The sequence below is a fragment of the Chitinimonas prasina genome, from assembly GCF_030160395.1.
GTDB classification, from domain to species: Bacteria; Pseudomonadota; Gammaproteobacteria; order Burkholderiales; family Chitinimonadaceae; genus Chitinimonas; species Chitinimonas prasina.
The window spans coordinates 343925-356687 of sequence record NZ_BSOG01000001.1 but is presented as its reverse complement, the minus strand read 5'-3'; the positions used below and the strand labels follow the sequence as shown (position 1 = coordinate 356687).

11 protein-coding genes are annotated in these 12763 nt (G+C 60.7%); 8 read left to right on the top strand and 3 right to left on the bottom strand.

The window, feature by feature from the left end; translation table 11 throughout:
* Positions 1-7 precede the first annotated feature (7 nt).
* The 4 genes from carB to QQK16_RS01805 all read left to right on the top strand — a co-directional run bounded on the left by carB (position 8) and on the right by QQK16_RS01805 (position 5449).
* A complete protein-coding gene (carB, locus tag QQK16_RS01820; RefSeq protein WP_284194713.1) occupies positions 8-3220 on the top strand; it encodes a carbamoyl-phosphate synthase large subunit in 3213 nt (1070 codons plus the stop codon).
* A 125-nt stretch (positions 3221-3345) separates the two neighbouring features.
* On the top strand, positions 3346-3822 hold the full coding sequence (greA, locus tag QQK16_RS01815; protein WP_284194712.1) for a transcription elongation factor GreA: 477 nt from the start codon (positions 3346-3348) through the stop codon (positions 3820-3822).
* A gap of 31 nt (positions 3823-3853) precedes the next feature.
* Complete coding sequence (locus QQK16_RS01810; RefSeq protein WP_284194711.1) at positions 3854-4300, top strand: DUF4149 domain-containing protein; 447 nt, start codon at positions 3854-3856, stop codon at positions 4298-4300.
* Between the two features lie 132 nt (positions 4301-4432).
* On the top strand, positions 4433-5449 hold the full coding sequence (locus QQK16_RS01805) for a TonB family protein (protein ID WP_284194710.1): 1017 nt from the start codon (positions 4433-4435) through the stop codon (positions 5447-5449).
* An 84-nt stretch (positions 5450-5533) separates the two neighbouring features.
* Here the strand turns inward: QQK16_RS01805 and QQK16_RS01800 are convergent, their stop codons facing one another.
* Complete coding sequence (locus QQK16_RS01800; RefSeq protein ID WP_284194709.1) at positions 5534-5971, bottom strand: YhbY family RNA-binding protein; 438 nt, start codon at positions 5969-5971, stop codon at positions 5534-5536.
* A 117-nt stretch (positions 5972-6088) separates the two neighbouring features.
* Between QQK16_RS01800 and rlmE the strand changes: the two genes are divergently transcribed.
* The 4 genes from rlmE (at position 6089) to glmM (ending at position 10998) form a co-directional block, all read left to right on the top strand.
* The gene (rlmE, locus tag QQK16_RS01795) at positions 6089-6709 is read left to right on the top strand and encodes a 23S rRNA (uridine(2552)-2'-O)-methyltransferase RlmE (RefSeq protein WP_284194708.1); all 621 of its coding nucleotides are present in this window, start codon (positions 6089-6091) and stop codon (positions 6707-6709) included.
* A gap of 90 nt (positions 6710-6799) precedes the next feature.
* Entirely contained in the window at positions 6800-8707 is a 1908-nt protein-coding gene (gene ftsH / locus QQK16_RS01790; RefSeq protein ID WP_290332155.1) for an ATP-dependent zinc metalloprotease FtsH, read from the top strand.
* A 49-nt stretch (positions 8708-8756) separates the two neighbouring features.
* Complete coding sequence (gene folP, locus QQK16_RS01785; RefSeq protein WP_284194707.1) at positions 8757-9605, top strand: dihydropteroate synthase; 849 nt, start codon at positions 8757-8759, stop codon at positions 9603-9605.
* 43 nt (positions 9606-9648) lie between these two features.
* Positions 9649-10998 carry a phosphoglucosamine mutase gene (glmM, locus tag QQK16_RS01780; protein ID WP_284194706.1) on the top strand — a complete coding sequence of 450 codons (1350 nt, stop codon included), beginning with the start codon at positions 9649-9651 and terminating at the stop codon, positions 10996-10998.
* A 94-nt stretch (positions 10999-11092) separates the two neighbouring features.
* On the opposite strand, the gene pstB is transcribed toward glmM, so the two are convergent.
* Complete coding sequence (pstB, locus tag QQK16_RS01775) at positions 11093-11863, bottom strand: phosphate ABC transporter ATP-binding protein PstB (RefSeq protein WP_284194705.1); 771 nt, start codon at positions 11861-11863, stop codon at positions 11093-11095.
* Positions 11864-11901: 38 nt separating this feature from the next.
* Entirely contained in the window at positions 11902-12747 is an 846-nt protein-coding gene (gene pstA / locus QQK16_RS01770; RefSeq protein WP_284194704.1) for a phosphate ABC transporter permease PstA, read from the bottom strand.
* Between the last annotated feature and the right edge of the window lie 16 nt (positions 12748-12763).

The window sequence follows — 12763 nt, the reverse complement described above, 5'->3', positions numbered from 1 at the left end:
ACACGCCATGCCCAAGCGTACAGACATTAAATCCATCCTGATCATTGGTGCCGGCCCCATCGTCATCGGCCAGGCTTGCGAGTTCGACTATTCCGGTGCTCAGGCCTGCAAGGCCCTGCGCGAAGAAGGTTACAAGGTCATCCTGGTCAACTCCAACCCGGCCACCATCATGACCGACCCGGAGATGGCCGATGTGACCTATATCGAACCCATTACCTGGGAGGTGGTCGCCAAGATCGTCGACAAGGAACGCCCGGATGCCATCCTGCCCACCATGGGCGGCCAGACGGCGCTGAACTGCGCGCTGGACCTGTGGCGCAATGGCGTGCTGGACAAGTACAAGGTCGAGTTGATCGGTGCTACGCCCGAAGCGATCGACAAGGCGGAAGACCGTCAGAAGTTCAAGCTGGCCATGGACAAGATCGGCCTGGGGTCTGCCCGTTCCGGTATTGCCCATACGCTGGATGAGGCTTTGGCCGTGCAATCCAAGCTGGGCTTCCCCGCTATTATCCGCCCCAGTTTCACCATGGGCGGTACGGGCGGCGGCATCGCCTACAACATCGAAGAGTTCATCGAGATTTGTACCCGGGGTCTCGATCTTTCCCCTACCCACGAGTTGCTGATCGAAGAGTCGCTGCTGGGCTGGAAAGAGTATGAGATGGAAGTCGTGCGCGACCGCAACGACAACTGCATCATTGTCTGCTCCATCGAGAACTTCGATCCCATGGGTGTGCACACCGGTGACTCCATCACCGTGGCCCCGGCACAGACGCTGACTGACAAGGAATACCAGATCATGCGTAACGCCTCCTTGGCGGTACTGCGTGAAATCGGTGTGGATACCGGTGGCTCCAATGTGCAGTTCTCGGTCAATCCCAAGGATGGCCGGTTGATCGTCATCGAGATGAATCCGCGCGTATCGCGTTCGTCTGCGCTGGCGTCCAAGGCAACAGGCTTCCCCATTGCCAAGGTGGCGGCCAAGCTGGCCGTGGGCTTTACCCTGGATGAACTCAAGAACGACATTACCGGCGGCCTGACCCCGGCTTCGTTCGAGCCTTCCATAGACTACGTGGTCACCAAGATCCCGCGTTTCGCTTTCGAGAAGTTCCCGCAGGCCAATGATCGCCTGACCACCCAGATGAAGTCGGTGGGTGAGGTGATGGCCATAGGCCGTTCGCTGCAGGAATCCATGCAGAAGGCCTTGCGTGGCCTGGAGACCGGCCTGGCTGGTTTTGACGAGCGCACCACCGACGTGGACAAGCTGGCGGCCGAACTGGGCGCGCCGGGGCCTGAGCGTATTCTCTATGTGGCCGATGCTTTCCGTCTGGGCATGAGCCTGGATGATGTGTTCAGCCATACCAAGATCGACCCCTGGTTCCTGGCGCAGATCGAAGATCTGATCCTGGACGAGAAGGCCTTGGCCCAGCGCAGCCTGGACAGCCTGGATGGCGCCGAACTGCGCCGCCTCAAGCGCAAGGGCTTCTCTGACCGCCGCCTGGCTATCCTGCTGGGTGCCGAAGCGGCTGCCGTGCGTGCACGCCGCCACAGCTTCGGTGTGCGCCCGGTCTACAAGCGGGTGGATACCTGCGCGGCGGAATTTGCGACCAATACAGCCTATATGTACTCGACCTATGAGGAAGAGTGCGAGGCACAGCCTACCAATGCCAAGAAGATCATGGTGTTGGGTGGTGGACCCAACCGCATCGGCCAGGGTATCGAGTTCGACTATTGCTGCGTGCATGCCGCCCTGGCGCTGCGCGATGATGGTTACGAGACCATCATGGTCAACTGCAACCCGGAAACCGTGTCTACGGATTACGATACCTCCGACCGCTTGTACTTCGAGCCGCTGACGCTGGAAGACGTGCTGGAAATCGTGCATGTGGAAAAGCCGGCCGGCGTGATCGTGCAGTATGGTGGCCAGACGCCGCTGAAGTTGGCGCGGGCGCTGGAGGCCAATGGCGTGCCCATAGTCGGCACCAGCCCGGACATGATAGATGCCGCCGAGGACCGTGAGCGCTTCCAGAAGCTGCTGCACGACCTGGGCCTGAAGCAGCCGCCCAATGCAACGGCCCGCAACGAGAAGGATGCACTGGTGCTGGCCGCCGAGATTGGCTATCCGCTGGTGGTGCGCCCCTCCTATGTGCTGGGTGGCCGTGCCATGCAGATCGTCCATAGCGAGGATGACCTGACGCGCTATATGCGCGAGGCGGTCAAGGTCTCCAACGACAGCCCGGTGTTGCTGGATCGCTTCCTTAACGATGCCATCGAAGTGGATGTGGACGCCATTAGCGACGGCCAGGCCGTGGTGATAGGCGGCATCATGGAGCATATCGAGCAGGCTGGTGTGCACTCAGGCGACTCGGCTTGTTCGCTACCGCCCTATTCGCTCAGCCAGGAGATGCAGGATGAACTGCGTCGCCAGACCGTTGCCATGGCGCGTGCCTTGAATGTGATCGGCTTGATGAACGTGCAGTTCGCCATTCAGGGCGAGACGGTTTTTGTGCTGGAAGTGAACCCGCGGGCCTCGCGTACCGTGCCTTATGTGTCCAAGGCTACCAGCCGGCCGCTGGCCAAGATTGCTGCTCGTTGCATGGTGGGGCAGACACTGGAAGCGCAGGGCGTGCATGGCGAGGTGATCCCGCCGTATTATTCGGTCAAGGAAGCCGTCTTCCCCTTCATCAAGTTCCCTGGTGTGGATAGCATACTCGGGCCGGAAATGAAGTCGACCGGCGAAGTCATGGGTGTGGGCGACACTTTCGCGGAAGCCTATGTGAAGTCGCAGCTGGGTGCCGGTGAAAAACTGCCGACCTCGGGTCGGGTGTTCCTGTCGGTGCGCGATGCCGACAAGCCGCAGCTGGCAGAGATGGGCCGCATGCTGGTGGATGCCGGGCTGGAGCTGGTGGCGACCCGTGGTACTGCTGCCGTGCTGCATGCTGCCGGTATTCCTGTGCAGGAAGTGAACAAGGTCAAGGAAGGCCGCCCGCATATCGTGGACATGATCAAGAATGGCGAAATTGCGCTGATTGTGAATACGGTTGACGAGCGACGTGCCTCGATTCAGGATTCCTATTCCATACGCTTTGAGGCGCTGAAGGGCCGTGTGCCTATCTACACCACGGTGGCAGGTGGCCGTGCTGCGGCCTATGGCATCAAGCACATGCGGGAATGGACGGTCTATTCGGTGCAGGGCCTGCACGAGCGTCTGAAGACGGCCTGAGCAGTCTAATTGTTAGCCGGCCGCCGCGCCTGGGCGCGGCGGCTCTGTTTTTGTCCCGATGGCGTTGCCATCGGGTTTGTTTTTAGCACCCGGCCAGAAAGGTGGCCGGTATGGAGAAGCACGAAATGATCAAGGTACCTCTTACCGTTTTGGGCGCGGAATTGCTCCGGGCTGAGTTGCAGCAGCTGAAGAGCGTTGAGCGCCCTTCGGTGATCGCGGCCATTGCTGAAGCCCGCTCGCATGGCGATCTGTCGGAAAACGCCGAGTACGATGCGGCCAAGGAGCGGCAGGGCTTTGTGGAAGGGCGTATTGCCGATCTGGAAGGCAAGCTGTCCAATGCCGTGATCATCAACCCGGCCGAAATTGATGCCGAAGGTCGTATCGTATTTGGCACCACCGTGGATCTGGAAGACCTGGAGTCCGGCGACAACGTGACCTACCAGATCGTGGGTGACGACGAAGCAGATATCAAGCTGGGCAAGATTTCCGTTTCCAGCCCCATTGCCCGTGCCCTGATCGGCAAGTCGGCTGGCGATGTGGCCGAGGTGCAGGCGCCTGGCGGTATCCGCGAGTACGAAGTGCTGGACGTGAAGTACATCTGATCCGGCTTGCCGGCTCCCACGAAAGGTAGCGATGCAAACGTTTCCGAATGCGCTGCGCTCCATCCTGACGGTGTTCTGGATAGGTGGGCTGTGGGTCATAGGCCTGCTGGTAGGCCCCTTGCTGTTTCAGCAGCTGGACAACAACCTGGCCTATCGCATGGTGGCGGTGATGTTCCGTGCCATGGCCTGGGTCGGCATCGTGGCAGGTATCTATATCGTCTTTCACATACTGTGGGATGAGGGCCTGCGGGCTTTCCAGACGCTGGAGTTCTGGTTGATCCTGGGTATGTTGATACTGACCCTGGTGAATCATTTTGCGGTGTTCCCGGTGATCTCCGAGGTCAAGCCGCAGATGCACACTGCCGCTGAGGGCGTGTTCGGCGGGGGCTTTCAGAGCTGGCAAACCATCTCCAGTCTGATCTACCTGATACAGAGCGTGTTGGGGCTTGTCTATGTAACGCGCGGTGCTGTCAAGTAGGGGTTGTCGCATTCTGGCGACGGCATATAGCATAATTTCCAGTTTTTTCTGACGCTATCATCAGTAGGCGCTAATCTACTCCCCTGCATCCGTATAAATCCAAGCGCGGAGCTATCAGGGGAGTTGTAAGCAATGTCCAGTCCAAATCTGCTGGCGGTGTACGCCCGCACGCCTACTGGTGATAGCGAGCTTGCTGCACCAGCCAACGGTCTTAGTATCAACCAGCGCAAGTTCCTGCAGTGGAGCGATGGTCATCTGTCTGTTACCGAAATGGCCGAGCGCATGGCTGCAGGCCACTCGGTGGATACCGCCCAGGTTGTCCGTGATATGGAGCGCCTGGAGAAGCTGGGTCTGCTCAAGCCCTTGGGTGCTGGTATCAATGTGGCAACGGCTGCCCATGCAGCGCCTGCAGGTGCGGGTGGCAAGAAGAAACTGCCCTGGTGGCTGGCTGGTGCCGGCGCCGTGGCGGTAGTCGGTAGCCTGGTGGCCTTTTCCCAGCAGTCGCCCCAGCCCGTGGCACAGCAGCGTGCCGCCGATGGCACGCCGGTTGCCCAGCTGGCGCCGGAAGAAACCGAACAGCAGATATTGGGTGTGATGCCCAACCCGGCGCGCTGGTTCTCGCCTGGCCCCAAGCCGGCGCCAGAAGAGATCAAGCCGTCCGCCTTGCCGGTTAAGCCCGTCGAGCCCAAGCTGGCTGCCGCACCGCTGCCCAAGCCTGTTGCACTGCAGCCGGTTGCCGCTGCCCCGCAGGCTACGCCAACCGCTGCTGCTGTCCCTCCGGTAACGCCTGCCCCGGTACCGCTGGCAGTAGACCCAACGCCCAAGGCTGAACCCGCACCATCGGTGCAGGTGGCAAGTGCCCAGCCCATGCTGGCCAAGCCAGAGCCGCCTGCACCAAACCGCAAGCCCATCTACCGTGAGCAGCCGGAGTTTCCGGTTGAGGCGGCACGCAATGGTGTGGACGGTGGCAGTGTCAGGGCGCGTATGACCATCAATGAATCGGGCAAGGTGGTGAAGGTCGATATCCTGGATGCCAAGCCACGCCGGGTTTTTGATCGTGCCGTGGTAGCTGCGCTGAGCAAGTGGAAGTTCCAGCAGGCTGCTGCTGGCTTTACTGTGGATACGGACGTGGTGTTCAAGCAGGACTGATTGCCGCCCGGCGCTTTGCGCCAACGCAAAAACAAGAAGCCGGCGTAAGCCGGCTTCTTGTTTATAAGCCCGAGTGCGACAGACTTACTTGGCCTTGATCCGGGTAGCAGGCTTACCTTTGCTGTTAGCCATCTTGCCGGCGCGACCGGTAGCCACCGTAGGCTTGGCCGCCGCCTTTTTGCTGGCGGTTTCCAGCGCTTTGGCGCTGGGTTGCTTCTGGCCGGGCTTGGGGAGCTGAATCTTTGGTTTGCCATCCTGAGTAGGGCGGTACAATACCAATAGTTTGCCGATGTGTTGCACGGGGGCACAGCCCAGCACCGAGCATATCTCGGCATACCAGGTCTCGCGTGCTTCGCGATCGTCACCCTGTACGCGAACCTTGATCAGTTCATGGGCGTCGAGGTTGAGCGCGATTTCACGCATGACTGCATCGGTCAGGCCATTATTGCCTATCATCACTACCGGATTAAGGCCGTGGGCTTGAGCGCGCAGGTACAGGCGCTCGTCTCTGCTCAGTTCCATTCATGTAACTCCGCGAAAAAGCGACGAATTCTAGCTGAATCCTCTCCGGAACGTAGCGACTATTAGATAGCGTGGCAAGAAGATTCCGGGATGTCTCAATAATAGGCAGCAAAGTTTATGACAAGAAGCAAAACCAGCAAGGCGTGGTTGCAGGAACACGTCAACGATCAATATGTGCAAAGGGCACAGAAGGATGGCTATCGTGCGCGGGCTGCCTACAAGCTGCTGGAGATAGATGAGAAGGACAAGCTGCTCAAGCCCGGCCTGTGGGTGGCGGACCTGGGTGCGGCCCCTGGCAGCTGGTCGCAGGTGGCCCGCCGGCGCATGGGCGACCATGGTCGCGTGTTTGCGCTGGATATCCTGCCCATGGATCCCTTGCATGGGGTGGAATTCATCCAGGGAGATTTTCGCGAGGACGCGGTGCTGAAGCAGTTCACCGAATTGCTGGGCGGTCGTCTGGTAGACCTTGTGATCTGCGATATCGCCCCCAATATGAGCGGTATGGCGGTGACGGACCAGGCCCGTAGTTTCTATCTTTGTGAGCTGGCATTGGAATTTTGCCGCGATTGGTTGAAACCCGGCGGCCATTTTCTGGTCAAGACCTTCCAGGGCTCGGGTTACACCGAGTACATGCAAGCCATGCGCGCTACCTTCCAGACGGTGGTAACGCGCAAGCCGGACGCCTCGCGCGACCGTTCTACAGAAATCTACCTGTTGGGTAGGGGAAAAAAGCCCTGACGGGCTGGTCCCTTGCCGATAGAATCCGTATGTAATGATGGCCGCTGCCGGCGTGGCCGTTTCGAAACCGCCGGTAATTAGGAGCGTCCCGTGAATAATCTGGGCAAGAATATCGCAATCTGGGTGATCATCGGTCTGGTGCTGATGACTGTGTTCAACCAGTTCTCCAAGGGCCAGGAACAGAAAACCCAGGTCCCTTACTCGCAGTTCATGAGCGAGGTGCAGGAAGGCCGCATTGCCAGCATCGAGATCGAGGGCGATCTGCTGCGTGGTCAGTGGATACGTGGCAAGCGCAACGATGGCACCAGTTTCTCGAGCTTTGCGCCGTTTGATTTCCGCCTGGTCGACACCCTGATCAAGCACAACGTCAAGTTCGGCGGTAAGCCGCAGGACGAGCCCAGCCTGCTGATGAGCATCTTCATCAACTGGTTCCCCATGCTGCTGTTGATCGGCGTCTGGATATTCTTCATGCGCCAGATGCAGGGCGGCGGCAAGGGTGGCGCTTTCAGCTTCGGCAAGAGCCGCGCCCGTATGCTGGACGAAACCAACAACCCCATCACTTTCGCCGATGTGGCCGGTTGCGATGAAGCCAAGGAGGAGGTCACCGAGATCGTCGACTTCCTGCGAGACCCCAGCAAGTTCCAGAAGCTGGGTGGCCGTATCCCCCGTGGCATCCTGATGGTGGGCTCGCCCGGTACGGGTAAGACTCTGTTGGCGCGCGCCATTGCTGGAGAGGCCAAGGTGCCGTTCTTCAGCATCTCCGGTTCGGATTTCGTGGAAATGTTTGTCGGCGTTGGTGCTGCCCGTGTCCGCGACATGTTCGAGAACGCCAAGAAGAACGCTCCCTGCATCATCTTCATCGATGAAATCGATGCGGTTGGCCGCCAGCGCGGCGCGGGTCTCGGCGGTGGCAATGACGAGCGTGAGCAGACACTCAACCAGATGCTGGTGGAGATGGATGGCTTTGAAGGCAATTCCGGCGTGATCGTGATCGCTGCGACCAACCGGCCTGATGTGTTGGACCCGGCGCTGCTACGCCCTGGCCGCTTCGACCGCCAGGTGGTGGTGCCGCTGCCCGATATCCGTGGCCGTGAACAGATACTGGCCGTACATATGCGCAAGGTGCCCATCGCCAGCGATGTGGATGCTGCCGTGCTGGCCCGTGGCACTCCAGGCATGTCGGGCGCTGATCTGGCCAACTTGGTGAACGAGGCGGCATTGTTTGCTGCCCGCGGGAACAAGCGCCTGGTTGACATGAATGATTTCGAGCAGGCCAAGGACAAGATCTTCATGGGGCCGGAGCGCCGTTCCATGGTGATGACCGAGGACGAGAAGCGTGCCACGGCCTACCATGAGTCGGGCCATGCGGTGGTCGCCAAGCTGCTGCCGGGTACCGACCCGGTACACAAGGTCACCATCGTGCCGCGTGGCCGCGCTCTGGGCCTGACTTGGCAGTTGCCCGAGCGCGATGCCATCTCGCTCTACAAGGATCAGATGCTGAGCCGCCTGGCTATTCTGTTTGGTGGCCGTATCGCCGAGGACCTGTTCGTGGGCCGTATCTCCACGGGGGCGTCCAACGACTTTGAGCGTGCCACCAGCATTGCCCGCGACATGGTTACCCGCTATGGCATGTCGGACAAGCTGGGCCCCATGGTCTATGGCGAAAACGAGGGCGAGGTGTTCCTGGGCCGCTCGGTGACCACCCACAAGAATCTGTCGGAAACCACCATGCAGCAGGTGGATTCGGAAATCCGTCGCATCATCGACGAGCAGTACGCGTTGGCCCAGCGCCTGCTGGAAGAAAATCGCGACAAGGTCGAGGCCATGACGGCAGCGCTGATGGAGTGGGAGACCGTTGATGCCGAGCAGGTAGAGGACATCATGCAGGGCAGGCCGCCGCGTCCGCCCCGGCCTTCGGCGGGCAGCAAGCCGCCGGCAGGCGACAGCCCTAGCGGTTCGGCCCCCCAGCCAACCACGACGCCCGCACAGGAACTCTAACACCAAGCAAATACAGCAGCGGGCATGTCCCGCTGTTGTGCTTTCTGTCATGTCCACATTGCTCCACGCCGGACGTTTCCGGCTTACCCTTAATCGACCCTTGGTCATGGGCATCGTCAACGTGACGCCGGATTCCTTTTCGGATGGCGGACGCTACGATGCCTTGCCTGCCGCGCTGGCGCACGCCCGGCAATTGCTGGATGAGGGGGCGGATATCCTGGATATCGGTGGCGAATCCACCCGCCCGGGGGCGCCCCAGGTTGGCGTGGAGGCAGAGCTTGCGCGGGTGCTGCCGGTTTTGCGCGAGCTGGTGCAATGGCAGGTGCCCCTATCCATCGATACCCGCAAGACCGAGGTGATACGTGCGGCGCTGGCGCTGGGGGTGGATATGGTCAACGATATTGCCGCGCTGGAGGCACCCGGTGCGTTGGCAGCAGTGGCCGACAGTGCGGCAGCAGTCTGCTTGATGCACAAGCAGGGCGAGCCGCAAAGCATGCAGGCCGAGCCGCAATACCAGGATGTGGTGCAGGAAGTCAGCGACTACCTGCGTCAGCGCCGGGCGTTGGCGCTGGCAGCAGGCATGGCGCCCGAGCGTATTGTGTTGGACCCCGGCTTTGGCTTTGGCAAGACGCTGGACCACAATATCGCGCTGTTCCAGGCCTTGTCCACACTGGTGGGGCTGGGTAACCCGCTGTTGGTGGGGGTGTCGCGCAAGTCCATGCTGGGCAGGCTATTGGATGACAGGCCGGCTGCGCAACGCGATGCGGCCAGTGTTGCGGCGGCGCTGCTGGCCGCCCAGGCAGGGGCAGGTGTCTTGCGGGTACACGCGGTACGCGATACGGTGGATGCGCTAACAATAGCGGCGGCGCTGGCACCCAACCCTGGCGCCCAACCATAAACTATGCCATGGCGAACATGGCGGACCAAAGCAGGGAGTGAGCATGAGCAGGAAATACTTCGGCACGGATGGCGTGCGTGGCCGCGTGGGTGACTACCCGATTACCCCGGACTTTGCCATGCGGCTGGGCTATGCCGCCGGCAAGGTGCTGTCTGCCCGCAGGGGCGGTGGTATCCATGCTGCGGTGCTGATAGGCAAGGACACCCGGATATCGGGCTATATGTTGGAGTCTGCGCTGCAGGCGGGCCTGTCGGCTGCCGGCGTGGATGTACACCTGACGGGGCCGCTGACTACCCCGGGCGTTGCTTACCTGACCCGTGCCCTGCGCCTTTCGGCCGGCGTGGTGATCTCGGCCTCGCACAACCCCTTTGAGGACAACGGGATCAAGTTCTTTGGCGAAGGCGGGCTCAAGCTCGACGATGCCGTGGAGCTGGAGATCGAGGCTGAGCTGGACAGGCCGCTCAGCTGCGTGGCGGCTGACCAGCTGGGCAAGGCGTGGCGGGTAGTGGATGCGGCGGGTCGCTACATTGAATTCTGCAAGAGCACCTTCCCAAATGAGTACGACCTGCGCGGGGTCAGGATCGTGGTCGATTGCGCCCATGGCGCGGGCTATCAGATTGCGCCGCATGTGTTTGATGAGTTGGGCGCGGATGTCATTGCCATGGGCAACCAGCCCAATGGCCTCAACATCAACGAGGGCGTGGGGGCTACCGAGCCAGAGGCCATGCGCCAGCGGGTGCTGGCCGAGAAAGCCGATTTCGGCATTGCCCTGGATGGTGACGGCGACCGCCTGATGATGGCCGACAGCGAGGGGCGCCTCTACGACGGCGACCAGCTGCTCTATGTGATGGCGCGCTTCCGCCAGGAGCAGCAGCTGCTGCAGGGTGGCGCCGTGGGGACGCTGATGTCCAACCTGGGGCTGGAGCATGCGCTGGCACGGTTGGATATCCCGTTTGCCCGGGCAAAAGTGGGTGACCGCTATGTGCTGGAGGTGTTGAAGGAAAAAGGTTGGCAGCTGGGTGGTGAGAATTCTGGCCACCTGCTGTGCCTGGACAAGCACAGCACTGGAGACGGCATAGTTTCTGCCCTGCAGGTGTTGGCTGCCGTGCGACTGTCGGGCCGCAGCCTAGCTGAGTTCTGCGCCGATCTGACGATCTATCCGCAGATACTGCGCAATGTGAAGATACAAAAAGGCTTTGATTTCCGCGACAGCCTTACCATACAGGCTGCCCTTGTCGAGGCCGAATGCGAGTTGTCCGGTCGGGGCAGGGTGTTGCTGCGCCCCTCGGGTACCGAGCCGGTGCTACGGGTGATGGTGGAGGCTGACGATATGGCACTGACCGAGCGCTGGGCAGAGCGCTTGTCTGAAGTGGTGGCGCAGGCTGCCTTGTAGCCGGGCGCGCGATAGATAAAGCAAAAGGCGACGGTTGCAACCGTCGCCTTTTGCTTGCCAGGAAGGCGCAGGGGCGCCCTCTGTGGCATATGGACTAGCCGAACTTGCCGGTGATGTAGTCTTCTGTTTCCTTACGCGCCGGCTTGGTGAATATTTGGTCGGTCCCACCCACTTCGACCAACTCGCCCAGGTACATATAGGCGGTGATATCCGAGACCCGAGCGGCCTGCTGCATATTGTGCGTCACCATGGCGATGGTGTAGTCCTGCTTGAGCTCGTGCACCAGCTCCTCGATATGGGCGGTGGAGATGGGGTCCAGCGCCGAGGTGGGTTCATCCAGCAACAGCACTTCGGGCTTCACGGCCACGGCGCGAGCGATGCAAAGACGCTGCTGCTGACCGCCGGACAGACCCAGGCCAGACTGCCGCAGCTTGTCCTTGACCTCATTCCACAGCGCAGCCTTTTGCAGTGCCCATTCCACGCGGTCGTCCATCTCGGCGCGGCTCAGCTTTTCGTAGAGCTTCACGCCAAAGGCGATGTTGTCGTAAATGGACATGGGGAAGGGGGTGGGTTTCTGGAACACCATGCCGACCTTGGCGCGCAACATGTTCAGGTCGGTCTGGCTGTTCAGCACATTCTCGCCATTCAGCAGGATCTCACCCTCGGCGCGGAGCTTGGGGTAGAGATCGTACATGCGATTGAAGGTGCGCAGCAGGGTTGACTTACCGCAGCCGGAAGGGCCGATGAAGGCGGTGACTTTTTTCTCGGGGATGTCGAGATGGATGTTCTTCAGCGCATGGAAATTACCGTAGTAGAAGTTCAAGCTACGGACAGCCAGTTTGGGCGTGGAGGAGGTCGCGGTCATGGTGTTGGACTTTCTTGCAATGTCGTCAGTCGGCCGGCTTAGGCTTGGTCTTTCTTGAGCAGCACGCGGGCAATAATATTGAGCGCCAGTACCGCCAGGGTCACGATCAGGGCAGCGGCCCAGGCCAGCTTGATCCAGTTGTCGTGCGGGCTCATGGCAAAGCGGAAGATCACCACCGGCAGGTTGGCCATGGGCGCGTTCATGTCGGCGCTGAAGAACTGGTTGTTGAGTGCGGTGAACAGCAGCGGCGCGGTCTCGCCAGAGATACGCGACACGGCGAGCAGGATGCCGGTGAGCACGCCGGCCTTGGAGGCGCGCAGGGTGACAGCAGTCACCACCTTCCAGCGCGGTGCGCCCAAGGCATAGGCGGCCTCGCGCATGCTGTGGGGAACCAGCCGTAACATGTTTTCGGTGGTGCGCAGTACCACGGGTATCACCAGCAGGGCCAGTGCAAAGCTGCCAGCCCAGGCGGAGAAGTGGCCCACATGCTGAACATAGGCAATCCACACAAACAGACCGATCACGATGGATGGGGCCGACAGCAGGATGTCGTTGATGAAGCGCGCTGTCGGGGCCAGCCAGCCACGCTGGCCGTACTCGGCCAGGTAGATACCAGCCATGATGCCTATCGGTGTGCCGATGGCGGTGCCGCCGGCTGCCATCATGAGGCTGCCGAAGATGGCATTGCGCAGGCCACCACCTTCGCTATCCGGAGCCGGGGTATCGTGGAGGAATACGTCCAGGTTGATGGCGGACAAGCCATTGCTGAACAGGGTGAAGAGTATCCACGACAGCCAGAACAGACCGAACAGCATGGTCAGTGTGGACATGGTGAGATTGAAGCCGTTGATGAGGCGACGGCGCAGGTAGAGTGACTGGTTCATATCTAGTATCCCCGTG